Genomic DNA, 21344 nt, shown 5'->3' on the forward strand with positions numbered 1-21344 from the left:
CCAGACGGATCTCGGTGCGGCACTGCGCCGGTCCGGGCAGCGCGCGGTGGCCCGGGAGCCGTTGCGGATCGGTCTCTCACTGGCCGAACGGTGCGGCGCGCAGCGCCTCGCCGACCGGGCCGAGGACGAGCTGCGGCTCGCCGGCGCGAAGCCGCGACGCCGCGCAACGGGCGGCGTCGATTCCTTGACGCCCGGCGAGGCCCACGTCGCCCGACTGGCGGCCGGAGGCATGTCCACGCGGGAGATCGCGGAGGCCCTGTTCGTCTCCTCGAGGACGGTGGACAACCAACTGGGGGCCGCCTACCGCAAGCTCGGCATTGCCGGCCGCAGCGAGTTCGCTGCGGCGATGGCCGGCGAAACGTGGGCGGGGCCGTGACCGCCGACCCGTTCGACCTGAGCCGCTTCGTCGCGGCCCAGGACGCCGCCGGCACCTACGACCGCGCCCTCGCTGAGCTCCGCCAGGGCCGCAAGACCAGCCACTGGATGTGGTTCGTCTTTCCGCAAGTCGCCGGACTCGGGCGCAGCGCCACGTCGCGCCGGTACGCGATCAGTTCCCTCGACGAGGCCCGGGCCTATCTGCGGCATCCGCTGCTCGGGCCGCGGCTGCGGGAATGCGCGACCGTCGTGGCGGCGGCTCCCCCCGGCGCTGAGGCGATCTTCGGCAGCATCGACGCGCAGAAGCTGCAGTCGTCGATGACGCTGTTCCTCCGGGCGGCGCCGGACGAAGCGGTGTTCGCGCAGGTGCTGCAGCGGCATTTCGGCGGCCGTCCGGACCCGACAACCGACGGACTGGTTGCCGGCTGACCTCGCCGTTTCCGCCCGCGCTCGTGCGGGTAAAGGTTCTGTGAGGGCAGCTGCCCTCCGTGGTGTGGTCCGTTCGGTGCCGGCCCGAGCGCTCGACGTCGGCGTAGTTCTGCGGCATGCGCACCACGACTGAGCGGAGGTTGCCATGAAGACTCTCGTCATCGTTCTTGTCGTCGTCGCCGTCGTACTGATCGTTCTCGCCGCCGTACTCGTTCCGAAGATGCGGCGCCGCTCGGCCGAGCGCAAGCAGGCGGCGGTCGAACGTCGTCAGGTGGAGGCCCACGATCACCTGCTCGAATCCCAGCAGCACGCGGCACGAGCCGAGGCGGAACGAGCAGCAGCCGCCGAGCAGGCCGCGGCCGCGCAGCGCGAGCGCGCCGAGGCGGACCTGCGGGTCGCCGAGGCCGAGCAGCAGGCCCGCCAGAAGTTCGATGTGGCGAACGAACACGGCGAGAAGGCCCAGACGCTCCAGCAGCGCGCCGCCGAACTCGACCCGCGGCTGCAGAACGGGGAGGGCGGCTCCGAAGTCCGGCGGTGAAGCGGCTCGGCGGCCCCGCTCAGTTGTTCGGTGGTCGGCGCGCGTCGCGCACCGTCGCGACGTCGTAGAACGGCCGTTGCCGATCGGGCACTTCGAACGCATACCCGTCGACGTGCCGTCGGCTCATCAGGACCGCGCCGTCGCGGTGATCGAGCCGCGCTCGGATGTCGATGTCGAGCTGGATCCTGAAGCCGGCCCGCGCGAGTTGCCGGATAACCGGGTCCGTCGGCACTGCCCCGAACGGGTAGATCAGTACGTCGGTGTGCCCGAGTACCGGGACGGCTTCCTTCGCCCACTGCCGGGTGTCCCACGCGATGCTCGACGCGGAGCTGGTGCTGAAGTCGATGTGCCCCCAGCTGTGGCTGGCGATCGTCCAGCCATGCGTCTTCAGCCAATCGGCGAGCGCGGAGAGCCGCGCCTCGGCTGCGGGACGGCTCGGTTCGTGTTCGCCGAACAGACCCTCGTAGCCGGTGACCGCGAGCACGCCCCGCGCTCCGTCTGCTGAGAACTGCGGGTGCCGCTGGATCTCCTCCTCGACGAGCGGGACGACGTCCTGATCGGTGAGCCGCCCGTCCGGCAACTGGGCCAGGACGCGATCGCCGGCGAGCAGGAGACGGGTCGCGAGACCACGCCCGCGGAAGTAGGCGTAGTAGTTGACGTCGTCCTCGGACAAGACCAGTGGCTTGCGTCCGGCCGGTACGAGAACGCGGCCGGAGGCGGCGCGATGGACGTCGACGAGTGTCCAGCCCTTGCGCCACAGGTCGTCGAGAATGCGGCGGAACTCGAGGGCGGTGACGAAGTTGTTGCCGAACCCGAGGCCGAGAGTGTCGGCCGTGAACGCCAGGCGTGGGTCGATCACCAGCGGGTGGACGAACAGCTCCTCGACCGGTCCGCGCCAGACGATCATCCTCATTGGAGCGGGCGACGGCAGCGCCGTGTGTGGACCAACCCGCGAGACCAGCGCGTGCGGTGCCGAACCGGATCGGCTCGGGATCGCGTGAGGTGCCGATCGGCCCTCCGCGCATCCGGCGGCCATCGCCGTTCCCGCGAGAAGCGCGCACGCGATGACGGAACGGCCGATTCGCATGTCCATCTGACAGCCCAGCCCGACGCGGTGTTGCGTAGGGGCGCGCGAAGTCGAACACGCTCGACGGTCTGTCGCCACGCCACCAAAACTGTCAGACCCTGTTCCTATTATCGAATGCATGAGCGAGGCGTTGATCGAGGACGGCTGGGTGCCGCCGGACGGTCCGCTGGTCGCTGACGATGTCGCGTTCGAGGCGGTGCCTGCGGACTGGGCGGTGGTGCCGGGCGGCGATGAGGTGGCGGCGTGACCTGGACCAGCCCCACCGGCCACACCTACCGCGCACCACCAGGCCACTACGACACCCCCGACCAGGCCGACGACCCGCCACCGTTCTAGACGGCGACGGGCAACGAATCCCCCCAACGGCATGACGTTGTCGCGCTGCGTCGCAGGCTCCATCCGTTAGCCTCGGCGGCATGGCAGACGGTGATGAGCGGCCGGCGGAATCCCCGGCAACGTGGGAGAACGTCGTCGTGGGCGAGGCCAAGGAAATCGTCGGGCGCCTGGCCCGCGACAAGGACCTGACCGAGGAGGGCGAGGCCCAGGTTCAGATCGCCCATGAGGTCCGCGACGAGGCCGAGGCAGCAGCCGAGGGCGATCCGCGCGATCAGTAGGGCCTGAACCCGCCCGGTCGCAATGATCTGTCGGCCACGGTCACCCATGCGGGACAGCGTTCCCCAGCGGTTGGGGGCGATCAGGTCACTGCGAGACCGGCCAACGTCAGCGCGGTGCCGATCTCGACGAGGGCGCCGAAGACGTCACCGGTTACGCCGCCGAGGCGACGGGTCGTGTGGAGCCGGAATCCGGTCGTCACGGCCAGCGCAACCGCCTGGGCCACCGGCCATCCGACGACGCTCGCGTCGACCGACCAGGCGAGAAGGGCGCCGGCCCCGAGCACCGCTGCGGTCGAGAGGATCAGTGTCACCGGCGACATGGAGCCGGCCACGTGGGCGCCGAAGCCCGACGTGCGCGCTGCGGGGACGCGGCGGTGTGCGGCAAGCACGACGGCCACCCGGCCGGTCGCTGCGGCCACTGCCAGCGCCGCGGCCGGGCGCCACACCCCCCCATGCAACGAGGTCAGCGCCGACACGTCGATCAGTACCGCGAAGACGACCGCCAGAACCCCGAACGGCCCGATGTCGGAGCGGCGCATGATCTCCAGGGCCTCGGTCGCGGGCGCTCGCGCGCCCAACCCGTCCGCCGTGTCGGCCAGACCGTCGAGATGCAGTCCGCGGGTGAGGAGCGCGAGCAGCGCGATGGCGGCGACGGCACCGACGGACGTCGCTCGGGGCGCCCAGTGCAATACCGCGACCGCAGGCAGCGCCGCCGCCGCGCCGACGGCCGCGCCGACGAGCGGGAACCAGCGCAGCGCAGCGACGGCGTCGCTGCGCCGCAGCTCGGGCGCAGCCCGGACCGGCACGACGGTGAACAGTCCCAGGGCGCCCGTCAACCCGCTCATCGCAGTTGCAGCGGCACGCCGGCGACGACGAGATGTACTTCGTCGGCGATCGCGGCCAATCGCTGGTTGAGCAGGCCGAGCGTGTCCCGGAACCGCCGGCCCGACGCGGTGTCGGGAACGATGCCCAAGCCAACCTCGTCACTGACGGCGACGGCGAAGCGGGACGTGGCTGACCACGCGGCGTCCAGTCGCGCGACCCGCGAGTCGAGCTCGCCCGGCTTCTCGTCGGCCGTCCAGCAACCGCATTCGTCCATCGCCCGAGCGAGCCAGGCCGTGACGCTCTCGACGAGGACGGCCGGCCCGTCCGACTCGAGCACCGAGGCGGCGTCGCCGGTCTCCAGGGTGCGCCATCGGTCGCCGCGGCGCTCGCGGTGCACGCGCACCCGCTCCACCCACTCGGCGTCGGCGGGGTGCGGCGGCGCGGTCGCGAGGTAGTCGGCCTGGGCCGCGTCGGCGAACAGCGACTCGGCGAAGTGCGACTTGCCCGACCGGCTGCCGCCCAGGACGAGCACCCGCTGCCTCATTTCTCGGTGACGCCGGCGGAGTCGAAAGTCGCGACATCGCGCAGCACCCGGCCCGCGCTCTGCACGAGCGGCAGCGCGAGCACGGCGCCGGACCCCTCCCCGAGGCGCAGGTCGAGATCCACGAGCGGCGTGAGCCCGAGCGCGTCCAGCGCGATCGAGGCGCCTGGCTCTGCCGAACGATGCCCCGCGAACATCGCCGAGGTGCTGTCCGGCGCCAGCGCCCGCGCGACGAGCGCGGCCGAGCACGCGATCACCCCGTCGAGCACGACCGGTGTGCGCGACGCGGCTCCGCCGAGGATGAATCCGGCGAGAGCGGCGTGCTCGAGACCGCCGACCGCCGCCAGCACGCCGATCGGGTCGGCGGCGTCGGGCGAGTGCAGTGCGAGCGCCCGCTGCACGACGTCCACCTTGCGGGCCAGTGTCTCGTCGTCGATGCCGGTCCCCCTGCCGGTGACGGCTGAGGGGTACGCGCCGGTGAACGCGGCGATCAGCGCCGCAGATGCGGTGGTGTTGGCGATGCCCATGTCGCCGGTCAACAGGCAGCGGTTGCCGCCGGCCACGAGGTCGCGCGCGACCGTGATGCCGACTTCGAGGGCCCGCACCGCCTCGTCGCGCGTCATCGCCGGCTCCTGCGTCATGTCGCGGGTGCCGGCCCGCACGCGGCGCAAGAGCAGGCCGTCGACCGGTTCGAGTTCGGCCGCCACGCCGATGTCGACGACGACCACCTGCGCGCCGGTCTGCGCCGCCAACGCGTTGATCACCGCCCCGCCGGCGACGAAGTTGGCCACCATCTGCACCGTGACCTCTTGGGGCCAGGGGGTCACACCCTGTGCGTGGACGCCGTGGTCGCCGGCGAAGACCGCCACCACGGCGGGCTCGGGCAGCGGCGGCGGACACTGCCCGGCCAGCCCGGCCAATTGGACCGACACGTCTTCGAGGACGCCGAGCGAGCCGGGCGGCTTGGTCAGCCGGCCCTGCCGCTCCCGCGCGTCGTCCACCGCGCGCGCGTTCGGTCCGCGGATCTCGGCGATCGTCGCCGCCAACAGCGCATCGGTCATCGCAATACCTCCTGTAGGGCGTGGACGAAAGCGGCCGACGTGCCGGCGTCGCGGACGGCGACGCGGAACCAGGTCGGGTCGAGGCCGGGAAAGCTATCGCCCCGGCGCACGGCGAATCCCTTGTCCCGCAGCGTTTTCCAGATCCGTGAACGATCCGTACGGACGAGCAGGAACGACGCGCGTGCGTCGGGGACGACGTCCACGCCAGGCAATGCGGCCAACGCCGCGGCCAGGTGCTCGCGGCATGGACCGAGCGTCTCGGCCCACGCGCGGGCCTGCGCCACGGCAGCCGGCTCGGTACAGGCGACACACGCCGCCAGCGCGGGCGAGCTGACCGGCCAGTGCGGTTGGACCGCGCGCAACTGCTCGATGAGGGGCGGATCGGCCAGCACGTAGCCGACCCGCAGTCCGGCCAGCCCCCAGGTCTTGGTCAGGCTGCGGACGACGACCAGGCCCGGCTCGCCGGCCAGGGATTCGGGTTCGCCCGGCACACAGTCGGCGAAGGCCTCGTCGACCACCACGACCCGGCCCGGCCGCAGTAGCGCCCGGATCGTGTCGGCCGGGTGCAGCACCGAGGTCGGATTGGTCGGGTTGCCGAGCACCACCAGGTCGGCGTCCGCGCGGACAGCGGCCGGGCCGAGCAGGAACGGCGGCTCGAGCAGGACCCGGTCGACGTCGGACCCGGCCGCGCGCAGCGCGAATTCGGGCTCGGTGAACTGCGGATGCACGACGACGGCGGACCGGGTCACGAGCGCGCGGGCGATGAGCACGAACGCCTCAGCGGCTCCGGCGGTGATCAGCACTTCGTCCGGTGATCGGCCGTGGCGGGCGGCCACCGCGGCGATCGCGGCGGTCTGGTCCGGGTACCGGGCCAGGTCGACGGCGGCCAGCCGCTCTCGCAGCCACTGCGGCGGTGTGCCCGGACGCACGTTCACGGCGAGGTCGACGAGCCCCGGCACCGCATCGAGGTCGCCGTGGTGGCGCAGGTCGGTGGTCGAGCGCCCGGAGGTGCCGATGTTCACCGCCGCGCACTTCCGGCGAGGACCGCCTCGTGCACCGCGCGGGCCAGCCGGGCGCCCCACACCGAGCGCGGGCCGGCGAACGGCTCCGGCGGACCCTGCGTCGGGCAGAGCACCGTGACCGCATCCGACGCCGTCCCGGTTCCCGGAATCCCGGCCTCTAGCAACGCCTGACTCTTGGCCTCGGTGGCGGTGACGAGCGCGTTCAAGAGGGCCGCCTCGGCCAGGCGCACGGGCAGCGCCGCGACGATGTTGATGGTGCCCGGTGAGGTCGCGATCACGGCGTCGTCAGGCGCGGCGGCCCAGGTCGGATGTGACAGGCCCACGGTGGCGTCGACCGCGACGCCACCGTCCTCGGCGTGGCGATGGCGCTCGACGTAGGCGGCGGTGAACATCACGACGCCGGTGCCGTTGAGCCCCGCCGAGCGGGCGAGTTCGGCGCCGTGCTCCTCCTGGTCGCGTCGGCCGTAGTCGAGCGGGACCTGCGCGTTGATGACCCAGTGGCGCAGGCCGACGCCGCCGCCGACCGAGGCCGTCGACGCGGCCGTGCGGGCCTGGCTGTACGGCCACACCAGCATCGGCAGCGACGACCCGTTCTCGACGCGATGACGCAGGGTCGGGTTCATGTCGAGACCGCGCGGGCCGGTTTGCTGCGGGCCGACGAGCGTTGCGGCACCACGAGCAGGCCACCGTCGTCGTTGACGATCACCCGCACCCGGCCGCCGAAACACTCGGACAGGACTCGCTCGTCCAGCACCTGCTCGGGCGTGCCCGACGCGATGACCCGGCCGTCCGACATGAGGATCAGGCGGTCGGCGAACTGGGCCGCCAGGGTCAGGTCGTGCATGGCGCTGAGCACGGTGAGTCCCCGCTGGCGCCGCAGTTCGTCGACCAGTTCGAGCGCATCGACGCGGCGGCCGAGGTCCAATGCACTGGTCGGTTCGTCGAGCAGCAGCACCGGCGCGTCCTGGGCGAGCGCGCGGGCCAGCACGACGCGTTGCAGCTCGCCACCGGACAGGGTCGAGAGGACCCGGTCGGCCAGACCGCCGAGGCCGAGCTGGTCGAGAAGCTCGAGGCAGTGCCGGCGGTCGGCGTCGGACTCGACCCCGAAGTAGCTGATGTGCGGGGTCCGGCCGAGCAGGGCGTAGTCCAGGACCGACATTCCGGCCGGCAGCTCGGGTTGTTGCGGAACGTAGGCGACCAGTTGCGCCCGTCGCCGGCGAGTCAGGTGCGCTGTCGACTCCCCAGCCACCCGCAGGTCGCCGGTGTGCCGAACGATCTGTGCCACCGCGCGCAGCAGGCTGGACTTGCCGGCGCCGTTCGCGCCGATGAGCCCCACCCACTCGGCCGCGTCGAGTGATGCGCTGACGTCGCGGACCGCGTCCTTGCCGTCGTAACGGACCCCGACGCGATCGAGGTGCAACATCGGCGGCGTTGTCACAGCACGCCTTGTCTCGTCCGGCGGGACCGGAGCACGAAGAGGAAGAACGGCGCCCCCACCGCGGCGGTCACCACGCCGATCGGCAGCTCCGTGGGTGCCTCGATCGTCCGGGCGAGCAGGTCGGCCAACACCATGAACGACGCGCCGCAGATCATCGCCACTGGCAGCACCACGCGGTAGCTGGCATTGGTCATGAGCCGCACGGCATGCGGGACCACGATCCCGACGAACCCGATCAGCCCGCTGACCGACACCGCCGCTGCGGTACCGAGGGTCGCCGCGCCGACGATGAGCAGCCGGGTCCGTTCCGGGTGGATGCCCAAGGCGCCGGCCTCCTCACCGCCGACCCGCAGCACGTCCAGGATGCGGCGGTGCGCGAGCAGCACGGCGCCGCTGACCACGAGGTACGGCAGGATGAGGCGGACGTCGGCCCACGACGCCACCGAGAAGCTGCCGAGCAGCCAGTTGTAGATCTGGCGGATCTCCTCAGTGTGTTGCTGCTGCAGATACGTCTGCACCGCGGTGAGCATCGCGGCGACGGCCACGCCGGCGAGGATGATCGCGTACCCGCTCGCGCGGTTGCCGCCGACCTCGGCCACGACGTAGGTCAGCACCACCGCGAACACTGCTCCGGCGAACGCAGCGGCCGGAAGCATGAGCGAGCCGGACTTCCCGGCCACGATGACCGCGGTGGCGCCGAGTCCGGCGCCGGCCGCGACGCCGAGCAGGTAGGGATCGGCGAGCGAGTTGCGCAACACGCCTTGGTAGGACGTGCCGCCGGCGGCCAGCATGGCGCCGACCAGGGCGGCCAGGATCACCCGAGGCAAGCGGATCTGCCAGACGATGTCCTGATACACCGGCGCGGCCGAGCTGTGGAGGTGGAGCAGCGGCACGTGCGTCAGCAGGGTGGTGACGACGTCGCCCGGGTTGATGGCGACCGGGCCGATGGCGGTCGCGAGGAGCATGGCGCCGAGCAGGACGAGCAAGGAGACGGCGAGCGGGATCCGCGCCGGATGCGAGCGGCGCACCGGCCGGGCCGCGGTTGCGGCCCGGTCGGCGCGCCCCGACGCGTCCTGCTCGGTCGTCATTCCGCCCTCACGCCGCCGGGTGCTGCTTGATCGCCTGACCGACGGTGCGCAGCAGGTCCACGATCCGCGGACCCCAGCGTGAGGCGATGTCGTCGTCCAGCGCGATCATCCGTTGGCCGGTGACGGCATGGAGTGCCGACCAGCCGGGCCGCTTCGCCACCGTTGCCGGCGTCTGCTTGCAGCATTTGGTGTCGGCCAGGAACACGTAGGCCGGATTCGCCTTGACGATGAACTCGCTCGTGAGCTGCGGGTAGCCGCCGCTGGCCGCGGCCCCCTTCGCGGCATCAGCGATGCTCGTCAACCCGAAGAGCCCGAGCGTCTTGCCGATGAAGGTCGCCGACGTGACCGAGTAGTAGGTCTGGTCGAGCTCGTAGTAGTACTTCGTGCCGGCCGCCGGCTTCGGGGTGTCCTTCACGATGGACGCGATGTCGGCCTTCATCTTGGTGGCCTCGGTCGCCGCGCCGTCGGCATGGCCGGTGGCCTCGCCGAGCTGGGCGAGCTGCGCATACGTCCCCTGCAGGTCAGTGGCGGCCGGCTCGTCGAGGACCGTCATGTGCAGCGCGCGAAGCTGTGCGGCCTGCTTGGGCGGCAGGCCGGACACCACCACCAGGTCGGGCCGGTAGTTCGCCACCGCTTCGGCGTTGAGCTGGTACGAGTCGAGGTTGGTGTGCGGCGCGGTGGTCGGGTAGTCGGAGTTCTTGTCGACGGCCTTGACCTGGCTGCCGGCCCCGATCGCGAAGAGCATCTCGGTGGCTGTCGGCGACATCGAGACGATCGCGGTGGGCTTCTTGGCGATGGTCACCGCGCCGGCTGCGGTCTGGATCGTGACCGGGAACTGGGCCGCTGCGGCCGTCGACGCGGCCGAGGTCTTCGCGCCGCTTGTCTTCGCCGACTTGGCCGAGCCGGAACTGGAACACCCGGCGGCCAGCGCCGCCGTCGCCGCGAGGGCGATGAGGGCCGTTGCAGCCCGCGTTGAGTGGTTGAGCATCTTGCATCCTCCAGTGATTCCCGGAGGACGAAGTGCGCTCGCTGCGACACCAGCCGGATGAGGGCGAGGTCGAACGAACCGCCCTTCCTCCGAGGACAGGTCACGTCGGCGCAGGACAGGCGTCCGGGCTCGCCCCCGTTGCGGGAGCAGTACCGTTGCGGGACAGCGCCGGAATCTCACCGGTCTTCGCTGAACCTGCACCATTCCGGGAGTGCCCGGAACGCTGTAACCGTAGCAGGAACGCGTGCATCGGCCGCCGGCTGACCGGGGCCACTGTGCGGCGCGACACGCGGCGACTCGCCGCCGTTACGGGGCCAGGACGGACGTCAGAACGGGCAGGCCGGGCGGTGCACCGTGCTCGATCAGCGCGGTCAGGGCCGCCGTGTCGAGATGCTGCTGGACGAGGTCGGCGAGCACGTCGAAACGCCGGCGCCGAACGTCGGCGAACGACACGTCGTGCGCGCCGACGAAGCGACGTCCGGTCCGGCCGGCGAGGTCGGCGAGAAAAGCCCGGCGGAAGCCGTCGGCGTCGAACATCCCGTGCCACGTGGCGCCCCGCACCGCGCCGACTTCGCAGCCGTCCAGGAAGGGCGTCCCACCGTCGACCCGCACCCGGCCGTGATGGATGAGATACCCCTCGATCGGCGCGCCGAGCGCCGTGCCGGCCTGGAGCCCGAGCACCTTGTCCGCCCCGAACTCGGCGTCGGCCGGCAGCAGGCCGAGCCCCTCGACGCGTCCGCGTCGGCTCTCGACCTCGTCCACGATCACCCGCCCGAGCATCTGGAAGCCACCGCAGATGCCCAGGACCGGTCGCTCCGCGTGCGCCCGTTCGGTGATCGCGGCCGCGATGCCCGTCGCACGCAGCCAGCCCAGGTCGTCGACCGTCGCTCGGGTACCCGGCAGGATCACCAGGTCGGCGTCGGCCAGCTCGCCCGGCGCCGTGACCAGCCGGACGTCGACGCCGGGCTCGGCGGCGAGCGGATCGAAGTCGGTGACGTTGGACATGCGTGGCAGCCGCACGACCGCGACGCGCAGAGTCTCTCCCCCGACCGGCGGCAGCACCGTCCGTGGCCGCGAGGCGAGGTCGAGGGAATCCTCGGCGTCGAGCCACAGATCGCTGCGCCAGGGCAACACGCCCAGCGTGGGCCGGCCGGTCAGCTCGCGCAGCATGTCCAACCCGGGCGCGAGCAGGCGCGCGTCCCCGCGGAACTTGTTGACGACGAAGCCGGCGACGAGCCGCTGATCCTCGGGCGACAGCACCGCGAGCGTGCCGAACATGGCGGCGAGCAGTCCGCCGCGGTCGATGTCGCCGACGACGACGACCGGCAGGTCGGCCATCCGGGCCAGTCCCATGTTGGCCAGGTCCCGGTCGCGCAGATTGATCTCGGCCGGGCTGCCGGCACCTTCGCAGACGACCACGTCGTACCGGGTGCGTAGGTCGGCCAGCGAATCGCGCACGACGCGCTCCAGTCGTGGCTTGAGGTCGCCGTAGTCGAGCGCTCCGACGTCACCGATCGGGTGCCCGAGAACGACGACCTGCGCGCGGGTGTCACTACCGGGCTTCAACAACACCGGGTTCATGGCGGCCTCGGCTTCGATGCCGCACGCCTGGGCCTGCATCGCCTGGGCCCGGCCGATCTCGGCTCCGTCCCGCGTGACCGCCGAGTTGAGGGCCATGTTCTGCGCCTTGAAGGGCGCGACCCGAACGCCCTGGCGGGCCAGCCATCGGCAGATGGCCGCCGTCAGGACGCTCTTACCGGCATCCGATGTCGTCCCGGCAACGAGCAGCGCCCCCTTCACCGGCGTCTCCCGGTGACGGCGAGCAGGGCGGCAAGGACGGCGGCGGCTGCGGTCACCGCCGCGCACAACCGCCCGGCGCGGCGCAGGTCGTCCGACGTCGGCGGCCGTCCGCTGCCGATGCGTGGCCGGTGCTCCACCCGCCCGGCGTAGGCGTTGGTGCCGCCGAGCCGCAGTCCGAGCGCACCGGCGAACGCCGCCTCGCTGTAGCCGGAATTCGGGCTCGGGTGGTTGCGCCCATCGGCCATCGCCGTTTGCAGGGCCGCGCGGCCGCTGCCGCCCACGACGGGTGCGGTGATCGCGACGAGGCCTGCGGTCACCCGAGCGGGGACGATGTTGGCCAGGTCGTCCAGCCGGGCCGAGGCCCACCCGAACTTCGCGTACCGCGGCGAGCGGTAGCCGACCATCGCGTCGAGGGTGTTCACCGCGCGGTAGGCCAGTAGTCCGGGCAACCCCGCGACCGCCCCCCAGAACAGCGGTGCGACGATCGCATCGCAGGTGTTCTCGGCGACCGATTCGAGAGCGGCGCGGGCGACGCCCCCGGCGTCGAGGGCGGACGGGTCGCGCCCGACGAGGTGGGTCACCCGCCGGCGGGCGCCGGCCAGGTCGTCGGCGGCCAGCAAGTCGTGGACGGCCCGCCCCTCGGTCCGCAACGAGCGTGAGCCGAGGACCACCCAGGTACCGGCTGCGTTGGCGACGACGCACCAGCGTCCGGAGCGGCGCGCGACCGCGCGACCGGCCAGGGCGGCCCCACCGACGCAGATGGCGGCGAACAGACCGCCGCGGGGCCGACGGTCGGCCCACATGCGCCGCTCGAGCGCACCGGCGGCGGTTCCGAAGGCGGCAACCGGATGACCCCGGCGCGGATCCGGGACCAGCGCGTCGAGCGCAGTCCCGAGCAGCAAACCGGCGGCGAGCTCTCGACGGGGCGACACCGCGCGAACCTACCGAGGCCCGCTACCTTGCCTTGCGTGCATCCCAACTGTGCTGCCGTAAACGCTGTGCTCGAACAGGCCGGGGTCGCCGGCCGCGTCCGGATCCTCGACCAACCGGCGCCGACCGCCGCTGCGGCCGCAGCCCTCGTGGGCGTCGACGTCGGCGCGATCGCCAACTCGTTGATCTTCGCCACCGCAGACGACGAACCGCTCCTCGTGCTGACCAGCGGCGCGCACCGCGTCGACACCGGCAAGGTCGCCGCGTTCGTCGGCACCGCCAAGCTCAAGCGGGCCGACCCCGACTTCGTCTACCGACACACCGGGCAGCGCATCGGCGGCGTGGCTCCAGTGGCCCACCCGACGCCGCTGCGGACGCTGGTCGACACCGACCTGGCCCGGTATCCGCAGGTCTGGGCGGCCGGCGGAATCGCGCACGCGGTCTTCCCGACGACGTTCGCCGAACTGCTGCGCTTGACCGGGGGCGAACCCGCTGAGGTCGCGTGACGCCGGGTCGGTGGGGCACGATCGAGGGATGCGATCCGCTGAGCGCCCGCCGATGACCGGCGCCCGCATCGAGGAGTGGACCGGGGGCCAGTTCGGCGCTCGGGTCGACGAGGCCATGCGGATCTACGTCCGGGCCATGCGCTACCCCGACCACACCGGCGTCCAGCGCGCCGTCAGCGCTCGCAAACACGTATCCCTCAGCGGCTTCGCCTGCCGAGCGGCCGTCCTCGACGACGACACCCTCGTCGGCTTCGGTTACGGGTACACGACCAAGCCCGGCCAGTGGTGGCACGACCTCGTCCGCCGGGCCCTCGACGACGTCGCGGGTCGCGAATGGCTGGTCAACGCCTTCGAGCTGTCCGAACTGCATGTGCTCCCGGAGTACCAGGGCCTCGGCGTCGGTCGTCAGTTGCTGTCCACGCTGGCCTCGGGCCTGCCGCACACCGCGATGCTGCTGTCGACGCCGGACAGCGACACCCGCGCGTTCCGGCTCTACCGCGACACCGGATTCGTCGACCTGGCCCGGAACTACCTGTTCCCGGGTGACTCCCGACCCTTCGCCGTACTGGGCGCGCGACTCCCGCTGCGCGATGGTCGATGAGGCGCTGACCTCGCGCTCCTTCCCTGTCCCCGCCCTGTTGGCCGGTGCGGTGGTCGGGCTGCAGATCGCCTATCCGCTGGTGCACGGCGAGGTGCGCGATCACCTGATCGTGGCGATCGTCCTCGTCCTCGCGGCGGCCTGCGTCGCCCACGCGGCACTGACCCGCGGCCCGATGACCGCGGCCGCGGTGCTGCTGCTGACCGTCGTCCCCGGGTTCGCGGTGGAGGTACTGGGCGTGCACACCGGCGTGCCCTTCGGGCACTACAAGTACGCCGACTCACTGGGACCGACGCTGTTCGGCACGCCCCTGCTGATCGGACTCGCCTGGACGATGCTGGCCTGGCCCGCAGCCGTCGTCGCCCGCCGGCTGGTCCACGGCCGGCCGGCCCGCGTCCTCGTCGGCGCCTGGGCCCTCGCGTCGACCGATCTCTTCCTGGATCCGCAACTCGTGGCGGCCGGTGCGTGGACGTGGCGATCTCCGAACCCCCATCTGCCCGGTGTCGCCGACGTCCCGCTCACCAACTTCGCCGGTTGGCTGGCCGTAGCGCTCGTCCTCTCGATCGCGGTGCAGGCCGTTATCGGCGACGGGGCCGACGCCGTGCCGATCGCCCTGTACCTCTGGCTCTACGTGGGCTGGATCGTGGCCCTCGGCCTCTTCCTCGACCGCCCGGCAGCCGCAGGCTGGGGAGCGTTGGGCATGGGCGCCGTCGCCGTGCCGCTCGCGATCCGGTGCCGGCGATGAGCGGGCGGCTCGTGCGGCTCGGATCCGGGCTGGCTGTCGTCGGCCTGGCGCATGCGGTGAGTAACGCCCGCTTGTTGCGCCGCCCGCCCGCGCGTCCGCCCGACCCGCAGATGACGGTGGCGGTTCTCGTCCCGGCCCGGAACGAGGTGGACCGGATCGGCGACTGTGTGCGGTCGGTGGACGGCCAGGGCGCGGTGCTCGTCCTCGACGACGAGTCGACCGACGGTACGGCGACGGCGGCCCGGGCCGCCGGTGCCCGGGTGCTCGACGGGACTCCCCCACCTTCGGGCTGGCTCGGCAAGCCCTGGGCGTGCGCCCAGCTCGCGGCCGCGACCGACGCCGACGTGCTGGTGTTCGTCGATGCCGATGTCCGGTTGGCACCCCGCGCGGTCGCTGCCGCGGTCGCGGTCCTGGACGAGGCCGGCCTCGACGTCGTCTGCCCGTTCCCGCGACAGCTCGCCGGCACGGTGGCCGAGCGGCTGATCCAGCCGCTGCTGCAATGGTCGTGGCTCACGACGCTGCCTCTCCGCCCGGCCGAGCGCTCACCCCGTCCCTCGCTCACCGCGGCCTGCGGGCAGTTCCTCGTCGTGCGCCGAACCGCACTCGAGCAGGCCGGCGGCCACACCGCGATCCGCGATCAGGTGCTGGACGACCTGGCGCTGGTGCGCGCAGTGAAGGCCGCCGGAGGCCGCGGCGGCGTCATCGACGGAACCGACCTGGCGACGTGCCGGATGTATGACGGTTGGCCTGCGCTGCGCGACGGCTACCGGAAGTCGCTATGGGCCGCGTTCGGTTCGCCGGCCGGTGCGGGAGCGGCGCTGACGCTGCTGGGCGTCGCCTACATGGTGCCGGCCGTGGCCGCGCTGCGCGGTTCCCGGACCGGCACGGTCGGGTACCTGGCCGGCGTGGCATCGAGGGTGGTGACGGCACGCCGCACCGGCGGGCGCGCTCTGCCCGACGCATGCGCGCATCCGGTCTCGGTGCTGGTCCTCGGCCATCTGACGGTGCGATCGCTACTCGGCCGCCGGGCCGGGACGCTGAGGTGGAAGGGCCGACCGGTCTGAGGGTCGCGCCACCTGGATCACCGCGACGACCCCGGCTGCGGCCCACACCGAGGCGCACACGAGCAGCGGCCAGTGTGCCGAGGTCACGGCCGCGCTGCCGCACGCGAGCACGGCGCAGATCGCCCAGGTCGGGCGCTCGCCCACCGTGACCCGCGACGGCACCCGGCGCAGCCGCCGGACGCCGTCGACCATGAGCGCGAGGGCGCCGCACACTGCCGCGAACGCGAGTGGCACGCCACAGCGCCACAGCGCCGCCGCGAACGCGACGTCGGAGACCCGGTCGGCCACCGCATCGGCGCGGGCCCCGAAACCGGTGGCCCGGTCAGCGACGAGGGCGACCGCTCCGTCCAGACCGTCACACAGCACGGCGACGATCACGACGACGGCGGCGAGTGCCGGCCACGACCCGGCCAGCAGCACCGCGTCCGCGGCGAACACGACCCCGAGGACGGTGATCGCCGTGGGCGGCAGTCGGCGCAACGGCCGGGCCAGCCACCACATCACCCGTAGCCACGGCGCCAGCAACGGGACTGCCTCCGGGTCGATCCCGTGATGCAGCGCCGACCAGCGCTGCGCCGGCGAGCTCAGAGACGCGCGCCCAGCGCCAGGTTCGCCCAAACCTCGCGCGTCGCCTTCGAGCGGTTCAGCGTGTAGAAGTGCACGCCGGGCACGCCCTCTTCGAGCAGCCGCTCGGCCAACTTCGACGTCTCGTAGATGCCCATGGCCCGTACCGACTTCGGGTCGTGCGCCACCGCGGCGAAGCGGGCGCCGAGCTTGGCCGGGAACGGTGCTCCGGTCAGCTGCTCCGATCGCCGGATCATGCCGATGTTGGTCACGGGCATCAGGCCGGCGATGATCGGCGCGTCGCAGCCCGCGGCCGTCACGCGGTCGCGCAGCCGGAGGTAGTCCTCGGCGATGAAGAACATGTTGGTGATCGCGTACTCGGCGCCGGACCGGAACTTCTCCACCAGCTGGGCGGTGTCGTCCTCGAGCGTCACCGACCGCGGGTGGCCGTTCGGGAACGCCGCGACGCCCACGCAGAAGTCACCGTGTGCGCGCATCAGCCGGACAAGGTCGGACGCGTAGGCGACGCCCTCGGGATGCTGCACCCACTCGCCCTCGGGATCGCCCGGCGGGTCGCCCCGCAACGCGAGGACGTTCGTGACGCCGGCCGCGGCCAGCCCGCCGGCGATCGAGCGCAGCTCGGCGACCGAGTGGCCCACCGCGGTGAGGTGGGCGACCGGGAGCAGCGTGGTGTCAGATGCGATCTGCTCGGTGATCTCGATCGTGCGGGCCCGCGTCGAACCACCCGCGCCGTAGGTCACCGACACGAAGGACGGGTTCAGGGGCTCGAGCTCGCGGATGGTCTTCCACAACAGCCGGTCCTCGTCCAACGACTTGGGCGGGAAGAACTCGAAGGAGAAGGTCGGGCCGTCCTCGGCCAAGTAGTCCCGCACCATTCGCGCCATTCGACCAGCGTAATGTCCGCTCGGTGACGGCGCGGGGCGGATCGCTGATCGAGCGGGTCGACACCGAACTGGCCGCCTTCCTGGACGGCCGCGCTGCAGCGTTCGCCGCCCTCGGTTCCGACCTCCTGCCCGTGTCCGATGCCGCCCGCAGCATGGTCCTCGACGGTGGCAAGCGACTGCGGCCCAGCTTCGCCTACTGGGGATGGCGCACCGTCCGCGACAGCACCGATGACGACAGCGCCCTCGTCACAGCGGCGGCGAGCCTGGAGCTGCTGCACGCGTGCGCGCTGGTGCACGACGACGTGATGGACTCCTCCGACACCCGTCGTGGCCGCCCGGCGGCCCACACCGCGTTCGCCCGCATGCACCGGGATTCCGGGTGGACGGGCAGACCCGAGGCATTCGGCACCGCCGCGGCGATCCTGCTCGGCGATCTGCTGCTGTCGTGGGCCGACGCGATGTTCGCCTCGGTCGGACTCGCGCCCGAGGTGGCCGCACACGCACGCGTCGTCTACGACGAGATGCGTCAGCTCGTGATGGCCGGTCAGTACCTCGACGTGCTCGTCCAAGCGCGCGGGGCCTTCTCGGCCGACGAAGCGCTGCGGGTGATCGAGTTCAAGACCAGCAAGTACACCGTCGAGGGCCCGCTCCATCTCGGCGCCGCCGCTGCGGGGGCCCCCCCGGAGGTGTTCGCCGCGCTCACCGCCTACGGGCTGGCGCTCGGCGAGGCCTTCCAGCTCCGCGACGACGTCCTCGGCGTCTTCGGCGATCCTTCGGTCACCGGCAAACCGGCCGGCGACGACCTTCGCGAGGGCAAGCACACCCTGCTCACCGCGCTGGCGATGGCGGCTGCCGACGCGGAGCAGTCGCAGCTGCTGCGCGACAGCCTCGGCGATCGCGACCTCGACGACGACCAGGTCGAGCGGCTGCGAGGCGTCATCGTCGCGACCGGCGCCCTCGTCCAGGTCGAGCACCGGATCAGCGCGCGGACCGACGCGGCCCGGACGGCCCTGTCCACCCCGGCGATCGGCGAGGACGCCCGCGCGGCGCTCGACGCTCTCGCCCGCGCGGCGACCGAACGGCACGCCTGACTGCAGAAGCGGATCCGTGGGCGGCTCGCGCCGGGTCTGACCGGCGTCACTTCAGGCCGAGCCTCGGCGACCGGGTTGAGCGCGGCAAAGTAGCGTCCGAACCATGCGTACCGTCGACGGCCCCACCGAACACGTGGTGATCGTGGGCGCGGGCCTCGGTGGCTTGTCGGCGGCGCTGCATCTCGCCGGCGCCGGTCGCCGGGTGACGATCCTCGAGCGCGCCGACGTCCCGGGTGGTCGCTGCGGGCTTCTCGACGATCGCGGTTACCGCTTCGACACCGGCCCCACCGTGCTGACGATGCCTGAACTCGTCGCGCGTCCGCTCGAGGCCGTGGGCGAGAACCTGTCCGACTGGCTGACGCTGCACCGACTCGACCCCGCCTACCGCGCCCGCTTCGCCGACGGCTCGACGATCGAGGTTCGCGCCGACGTGGACGACATGGCCGACGAGATCGCGCGAACCTGCAGCGCGAAGGACGCGGCCGGGTGGTTGCGCTACGTCGCGTTCCTGCGCACCCTCTACCGCGTCGAGATGCCGCACTTCATCGAGCGCAACCTCGACTCGCCGCTCCAGCTGGCCGGCCTGCCCCTCGCCCGGCTCGCGGCCATGGGGGCGTTCCGCCGGCTCGCGCCGAAGCTGGCCGGCTACGTCGCCGACGAGCGGTTGCGCCGGCTGTTCTCCTTCCAGGCGATGTACGCCGGATTGGCGCCGGCGCGGGCGCTGGCGATCTACGCGGTGATCACGTACATGGACTGCGTCGAAGGGGTGTACTTCCCCGAGGGCGGGATGCACGCCGTACCGCGCGCGCTGGCCGGCGCGGCGGCGAAGCACGGCGTAGACTTCCGCTACAGCACCACCGTGGCCGCCATCGACGTGCAGGGCGGCCGGGCCCGCGGCGTCGTCACGACCGACGGTGAGCGGATCCCGGCCGACGTCGTCGTGGTCAATGCCGATCTGCCGACGGCCTACGCCGAACTCCTGCCGCCGCAGTACACGCCCCGACGGCTGTCGCGGCTGCGGTACTCACCCTCGGCGGTCGTGCTGCATGCCGGATCGTCGACGTCAGTGGACGGCCTCGCGCATCACTCGATCGACTTCGGCTCGTCGTGGGACACCACGTTCGGCGAGATCATCGACGACGGGCAGGTGATGAGCGATCCGTCCTTCCTGCTCACGACGCCGACGCGCACCGACCCGTCACTCGCCCCCGACGGCCGGCACACCTACTACACGCTCTTCCCGGCCCCGAACGTCACCGGACGGGTGGACTGGGTCTCCGAGCGCACGCGCTATCACGAGCACATCCTCGAGACGCTCGACAAACGCGGCTACTCGGCGTGTACAACCGGCATCGAGGTCGAGCACCTCGTGACGCCGGCCGACTGGCAGGCCCAGGGCATGGCCGCGGGCGCGCCGTTCGCCGCGGCGCACACCTTCGGCCAGACGGGCCCGTTCCGCTCCCCCCCCCTTGACCGCCGCATCGGCAACCTGGTGTTCTGCGGATCGAACGCCCAGCCCGGCGTCGGGGTTCCGATGGTCCTCGTCTCGGGCCGACTGGCCGCCGATCGGGTCACCGGGCCCCGATGAGCTCGACGTGAGCGCCCGGACCGAACTGGACGCAGCCGGGATCGAGGGCCCAGCCCTGCGGGCCGGGTACGCGCGCTGCCGGGCGATCAACGCCCACCACGGCCGGACGTACTACCTGGCAACGCTGTTGCTGCCGCCCCGCAAGCGGCCCTTCGTCCACGCGCTGTACGGCTTCGCGCGGCACGTCGACGACCTGGTCGACGACATGACGACGCGGCTCAGCCGCGGCCAGCGCGCCGAGCGGCTCGAGGAGTGGAGCGCGGACTTCCTCGCCGACCTCGAGTGGGGCTCGACCAGCGACCCCGTCAGCCGGGCCGTCATCGACACGGTGCAGCGGTGGCAGATCCCGACGTCCTACTTCGCCGACTTCCTCGAATCGATGCGGATGGATCTCGACGTCACCGCGTACGAGACGTTCGAGGACCTCACCCGGTACATGTGGGGGTCGGCCGCGGTGATCGGCCTCGAGATGCTTCCGATCCTCGGCCGGGCCGATCCGGGCACCAGGTGGGACGTGCTCGAGTCGCACGCCATCGACCTCGGCACGGCCTTCCAATTGACGAACTTCCTGCGCGACGTGGCCGAGGATCTGCGCCGGGGCCGGGTCTACCTGCCCGAGGAATCGCTGCGCCGGTTCGGCGTCGACCGCGACCGACTGGCCCGTGGGCAAGTGGACGAGTCGATCCGCAACCTGCTCGCGTGGGAGATCGAGCGGGCGCGGGGGCTGTATGCCAGTGCCGCGCCGGGTATCGACCTGGTCGAGGCGAGCTCGCGTGACTGCCTGCGCACCGCAACGACGTTGTACGCCGACATCCTCGACGAGATCGAGCGGGCCGACTACGACGTCTTCAGCGGGCGGGTCCAGGTGAGCGTGGCCCGCCGCGCGGCGGTGGGCATCAGCGGTCTGCGCGGCGCGCTGTCCGCGCGGCGCGCCGCCCCGCCGCGACCCACAGGCTGAGCGTCATCGTCACCATCGCGAACCCGAACAGCAGATCCTCGACCGGTGCGTACGCGATGCGCAGACCGAGGATCTCTGAGCCGTCGTAGCGCACGATGCGCAGACCGGTCAGCAGTCCGTTCACGGCCAGCTGGAATACGAGCACGATCGCGTACGCAGTCCAGAAGGCCTTGCGCCGCACGAGCCCCGTCCGTAGGACGAGGAGGTCGAGCACGACCGCACCGACAGCGCCCAGCACCGCGGCCATCGTGTAATTCATGCTTCATCGCCGATCAGCCACTCCGGCCGCCGAGCGCGGACCGCCTCGAGCGTGAGGACCGCGCAGGTGGGAATGACAAGGAAGAAGAGCAACTCTTCGAGCGGCAGCCGGCCCGGCAGCGTCACGCCGACGAGGTAGTGCGGGTCGTAGTGCCACCAGCGGGCCCGGATCGCGGCGAGGTCCCACATGCTGAAGACGACCAGCACGGGCAAGAGCGCGGCGAGCAGCCGGGGCCACCGCGCGTAGACCCGGGTGCGCAGCACGAACTCGAGCGGCAGCGTCCCCGCCAGGCAGGCGGCCAGGATCAGCACATAGACAGCGCGCACGCCG

At 72.2% G+C, this 21344-nt stretch carries 26 protein-coding genes, 1 pseudogene and 1 riboswitch; of the genes and pseudogenes, 12 read left to right on the forward strand and 15 right to left on the reverse strand.

Annotation, left to right across the window (positions count from 1 at the left end; all coding sequences use genetic code 11):
• The 3 genes from ABR571_RS02315 to ABR571_RS02325 all read left to right on the forward strand — a co-directional run.
• Positions 1-376, forward strand: a 376-nt coding sequence (locus tag ABR571_RS02315; protein ID WP_409451573.1) for a helix-turn-helix transcriptional regulator, incomplete at its 5' end; no start/stop codon positions are given.
• A complete protein-coding gene (locus ABR571_RS02320; RefSeq protein ID WP_409451574.1) occupies positions 373-804 on the forward strand; it encodes a DUF1810 domain-containing protein in 432 nt (143 codons plus the stop codon). The genes ABR571_RS02315 and ABR571_RS02320, both read left to right, overlap by 4 nt.
• A gap of 145 nt (positions 805-949) precedes the next feature.
• Positions 950-1342 carry a hypothetical protein gene (locus ABR571_RS02325; protein WP_409451575.1) on the forward strand — a complete coding sequence of 131 codons (393 nt, stop codon included), beginning with the start codon at positions 950-952 and terminating at the stop codon, positions 1340-1342.
• Between the two features lie 19 nt (positions 1343-1361).
• Here ABR571_RS02325 and ABR571_RS02330 read toward each other — a convergent pair whose 3' ends face one another.
• Positions 1362-2255, reverse strand: coding sequence for a hypothetical protein (locus ABR571_RS02330; protein WP_409451576.1), 894 nt, complete (start codon positions 2253-2255; stop codon positions 1362-1364).
• Between the two features lie 292 nt (positions 2256-2547).
• On the opposite strand from ABR571_RS02330, the gene ABR571_RS02335 reads away from it, so the two are divergent.
• Both ABR571_RS02335 and ABR571_RS02340 read left to right on the forward strand, forming a co-directional pair.
• Positions 2548-2676, forward strand: coding sequence for a hypothetical protein (locus ABR571_RS02335; protein ID WP_409451577.1), 129 nt, complete (start codon positions 2548-2550; stop codon positions 2674-2676).
• A 169-nt stretch (positions 2677-2845) separates the two neighbouring features.
• The gene (locus ABR571_RS02340; protein WP_409451578.1) at positions 2846-3043 is read left to right on the forward strand and encodes a hypothetical protein; all 198 of its coding nucleotides are present in this window, start codon (positions 2846-2848) and stop codon (positions 3041-3043) included.
• Positions 3044-3123: 80 nt separating this feature from the next.
• On the opposite strand, the gene ABR571_RS02345 is transcribed toward ABR571_RS02340, so the two are convergent.
• The 10 genes and pseudogenes from ABR571_RS02345 to ABR571_RS02390 all read right to left on the reverse strand — a co-directional run bounded on the left by ABR571_RS02345 (position 3124) and on the right by ABR571_RS02390 (position 12738).
• The gene (locus ABR571_RS02345) at positions 3124-3888 is read right to left on the reverse strand and encodes an adenosylcobinamide-GDP ribazoletransferase (RefSeq protein ID WP_409451579.1); all 765 of its coding nucleotides are present in this window, start codon (positions 3886-3888) and stop codon (positions 3124-3126) included.
• A complete protein-coding gene (locus ABR571_RS02350) occupies positions 3885-4412 on the reverse strand; it encodes a bifunctional adenosylcobinamide kinase/adenosylcobinamide-phosphate guanylyltransferase (RefSeq protein ID WP_409451580.1) in 528 nt (175 codons plus the stop codon). Before ABR571_RS02350 ends, ABR571_RS02345 begins: the two co-directional genes overlap by 4 nt.
• Positions 4409-5458 (reverse strand): annotated as a pseudogene (gene cobT, locus ABR571_RS02355) (nicotinate-nucleotide--dimethylbenzimidazole phosphoribosyltransferase); the annotation flags it as partial. The pseudogene cobT and the gene ABR571_RS02350, both read right to left, overlap by 4 nt.
• An 8-nt stretch (positions 5459-5466) precedes the next feature.
• Positions 5467-6492, reverse strand: coding sequence for an Rv2231c family pyridoxal phosphate-dependent protein CobC (gene cobC, locus ABR571_RS02360; RefSeq protein ID WP_409451581.1), 1026 nt, complete (start codon positions 6490-6492; stop codon positions 5467-5469).
• On the reverse strand, positions 6489-7115 hold the full coding sequence (locus tag ABR571_RS02365; protein WP_409451582.1) for an adenosylcobinamide amidohydrolase: 627 nt from the start codon (positions 7113-7115) through the stop codon (positions 6489-6491). The genes cobC and ABR571_RS02365 overlap by 4 nt, the downstream gene beginning before the upstream one ends.
• Positions 7112-7915 (reverse strand): ABC transporter ATP-binding protein, encoded by an 804-nt coding sequence (locus tag ABR571_RS02370; protein WP_409451635.1) that lies wholly within the window; start codon positions 7913-7915, stop codon positions 7112-7114. The genes ABR571_RS02365 and ABR571_RS02370 overlap by 4 nt, the downstream gene beginning before the upstream one ends.
• Positions 7916-7926: 11 nt before the next feature.
• Positions 7927-9018 carry a FecCD family ABC transporter permease gene (locus tag ABR571_RS02375; protein WP_409451583.1) on the reverse strand — a complete coding sequence of 364 codons (1092 nt, stop codon included), beginning with the start codon at positions 9016-9018 and terminating at the stop codon, positions 7927-7929.
• Positions 9019-9025: 7 nt separating this feature from the next.
• Positions 9026-10006 (reverse strand): ABC transporter substrate-binding protein, encoded by a 981-nt coding sequence (locus ABR571_RS02380; RefSeq protein ID WP_409451584.1) that lies wholly within the window; start codon positions 10004-10006, stop codon positions 9026-9028.
• Positions 10007-10102: 96 nt separating this feature from the next.
• Positions 10103-10240, reverse strand: a riboswitch (cobalamin riboswitch).
• A 72-nt stretch (positions 10241-10312) separates the two neighbouring features.
• On the reverse strand, positions 10313-11806 hold the full coding sequence (locus ABR571_RS02385) for a cobyric acid synthase (protein WP_409451585.1): 1494 nt from the start codon (positions 11804-11806) through the stop codon (positions 10313-10315).
• Positions 11803-12738, reverse strand: a complete 936-nt coding sequence (locus ABR571_RS02390; RefSeq protein WP_409451586.1) for a cobalamin biosynthesis protein — start codon at positions 12736-12738, stop codon at positions 11803-11805. Before ABR571_RS02390 ends, ABR571_RS02385 begins: the two co-directional genes overlap by 4 nt.
• 36 nt (positions 12739-12774) lie before the next feature.
• Between ABR571_RS02390 and ABR571_RS02395 the strand changes: the two genes are divergently transcribed.
• From ABR571_RS02395 to ABR571_RS02410, 4 genes are read left to right on the forward strand one after another with little or no spacing between them, the layout of a single operon-like run.
• A complete protein-coding gene (locus ABR571_RS02395) occupies positions 12775-13242 on the forward strand; it encodes a YbaK/EbsC family protein (RefSeq protein WP_409451587.1) in 468 nt (155 codons plus the stop codon).
• A gap of 28 nt (positions 13243-13270) precedes the next feature.
• The gene (locus ABR571_RS02400) at positions 13271-13843 is read left to right on the forward strand and encodes a GNAT family N-acetyltransferase (protein ID WP_409451588.1); all 573 of its coding nucleotides are present in this window, start codon (positions 13271-13273) and stop codon (positions 13841-13843) included.
• Positions 13785-14585, forward strand: a complete 801-nt coding sequence (locus ABR571_RS02405; protein ID WP_409451589.1) for a carotenoid biosynthesis protein — start codon at positions 13785-13787, stop codon at positions 14583-14585. The genes ABR571_RS02400 and ABR571_RS02405 overlap by 59 nt, the downstream gene beginning before the upstream one ends.
• A complete protein-coding gene (locus ABR571_RS02410; protein ID WP_409451590.1) occupies positions 14582-15649 on the forward strand; it encodes a glycosyltransferase in 1068 nt (355 codons plus the stop codon). Before ABR571_RS02405 ends, ABR571_RS02410 begins: the two co-directional genes overlap by 4 nt.
• Here ABR571_RS02410 and ABR571_RS02415 read toward each other — a convergent pair.
• Both ABR571_RS02415 and metF read right to left on the reverse strand, forming a co-directional pair.
• Complete coding sequence (locus tag ABR571_RS02415) at positions 15599-16174, reverse strand: CDP-alcohol phosphatidyltransferase family protein (protein WP_409451591.1); 576 nt, start codon at positions 16172-16174, stop codon at positions 15599-15601. The genes ABR571_RS02410 and ABR571_RS02415 overlap by 51 nt on opposite strands.
• 59 nt (positions 16175-16233) lie before the next feature.
• Positions 16234-17118, reverse strand: a complete 885-nt coding sequence (gene metF / locus ABR571_RS02420) for a methylenetetrahydrofolate reductase [NAD(P)H] (RefSeq protein WP_409451592.1) — start codon at positions 17116-17118, stop codon at positions 16234-16236.
• 23 nt (positions 17119-17141) lie between these two features.
• Between metF and ABR571_RS02425 the strand changes: the two genes are divergently transcribed.
• The 3 genes from ABR571_RS02425 (at position 17142) to ABR571_RS02435 (ending at position 20755) form a co-directional block, all read left to right on the forward strand.
• Complete coding sequence (locus tag ABR571_RS02425) at positions 17142-18209, forward strand: polyprenyl synthetase family protein (RefSeq protein WP_409451593.1); 1068 nt, start codon at positions 17142-17144, stop codon at positions 18207-18209.
• 103 nt (positions 18210-18312) lie between these two features.
• Complete coding sequence (crtI, locus tag ABR571_RS02430; protein WP_409451594.1) at positions 18313-19797, forward strand: phytoene desaturase family protein; 1485 nt, start codon at positions 18313-18315, stop codon at positions 19795-19797.
• Positions 19798-19804: 7 nt separating this feature from the next.
• Positions 19805-20755 (forward strand): phytoene/squalene synthase family protein, encoded by a 951-nt coding sequence (locus ABR571_RS02435; protein ID WP_409451595.1) that lies wholly within the window; start codon positions 19805-19807, stop codon positions 20753-20755.
• Here ABR571_RS02435 and ABR571_RS02440 read toward each other — a convergent pair.
• Positions 20694-21014: a lycopene cyclase domain-containing protein gene (locus tag ABR571_RS02440; protein ID WP_409451596.1), complete on the reverse strand. Its 321-nt coding sequence runs from the start codon at positions 21012-21014 to the stop codon at positions 20694-20696. The genes ABR571_RS02435 and ABR571_RS02440 overlap by 62 nt on opposite strands.
• Positions 21011-21340 (reverse strand): lycopene cyclase domain-containing protein, encoded by a 330-nt coding sequence (locus tag ABR571_RS02445; RefSeq protein WP_409451597.1) that lies wholly within the window; start codon positions 21338-21340, stop codon positions 21011-21013. Before ABR571_RS02445 ends, ABR571_RS02440 begins: the two co-directional genes overlap by 4 nt.
• Between the last annotated feature and the right edge of the window lie 4 nt (positions 21341-21344).

Origin of the sequence: Jatrophihabitans sp. (assembly GCF_046262535.1) — a bacterium.
In the GTDB taxonomy this organism is placed as follows: Bacteria; Actinomycetota; Actinomycetes; order Mycobacteriales; family Jatrophihabitantaceae; genus Jatrophihabitans.

Excerpts from the sequence above, each read along its gene's own strand:
- ABR571_RS02330 (WP_409451576.1), bottom strand. The coding sequence starts at position 2,255 with ATGAGGATGATCGTCTGGCGCGGACCGGTCGAGGAGCTGTTCGTCCAC.
- crtI (WP_409451594.1), top strand. The coding sequence starts at position 18,313 with ATGCGTACCGTCGACGGCCCCACCGAACACGTGGTGATCGTGGGCGCG.
- ABR571_RS02410 (WP_409451590.1), top strand. The coding sequence starts at position 14,582 with ATGAGCGGGCGGCTCGTGCGGCTCGGATCCGGGCTGGCTGTCGTCGGC.
- ABR571_RS02375 (WP_409451583.1), bottom strand. The coding sequence starts at position 9,018 with ATGACGACCGAGCAGGACGCGTCGGGGCGCGCCGACCGGGCCGCAACC.
- ABR571_RS02335 (WP_409451577.1), top strand. The coding sequence starts at position 2,548 with ATGAGCGAGGCGTTGATCGAGGACGGCTGGGTGCCGCCGGACGGTCCG.
- ABR571_RS02370 (WP_409451635.1), bottom strand. The coding sequence starts at position 7,915 with ATGTTGCACCTCGATCGCGTCGGGGTCCGTTACGACGGCAAGGACGCG.
- ABR571_RS02345 (WP_409451579.1), bottom strand. The coding sequence starts at position 3,888 with ATGAGCGGGTTGACGGGCGCCCTGGGACTGTTCACCGTCGTGCCGGTC.
- ABR571_RS02325 (WP_409451575.1), top strand. The coding sequence starts at position 950 with ATGAAGACTCTCGTCATCGTTCTTGTCGTCGTCGCCGTCGTACTGATC.
- ABR571_RS02340 (WP_409451578.1), top strand. The coding sequence starts at position 2,846 with ATGGCAGACGGTGATGAGCGGCCGGCGGAATCCCCGGCAACGTGGGAG.
- ABR571_RS02365 (WP_409451582.1), bottom strand. The coding sequence starts at position 7,115 with ATGAACCCGACCCTGCGTCATCGCGTCGAGAACGGGTCGTCGCTGCCG.
- ABR571_RS02380 (WP_409451584.1), bottom strand. The coding sequence starts at position 10,006 with ATGCTCAACCACTCAACGCGGGCTGCAACGGCCCTCATCGCCCTCGCG.
- metF (WP_409451592.1), bottom strand. The coding sequence starts at position 17,118 with ATGGCGCGAATGGTGCGGGACTACTTGGCCGAGGACGGCCCGACCTTC.
- ABR571_RS02440 (WP_409451596.1), bottom strand. The coding sequence starts at position 21,014 with ATGAATTACACGATGGCCGCGGTGCTGGGCGCTGTCGGTGCGGTCGTG.
- ABR571_RS02350 (WP_409451580.1), bottom strand. The coding sequence starts at position 4,412 with ATGAGGCAGCGGGTGCTCGTCCTGGGCGGCAGCCGGTCGGGCAAGTCG.
- ABR571_RS02400 (WP_409451588.1), top strand. The coding sequence starts at position 13,271 with ATGCGATCCGCTGAGCGCCCGCCGATGACCGGCGCCCGCATCGAGGAG.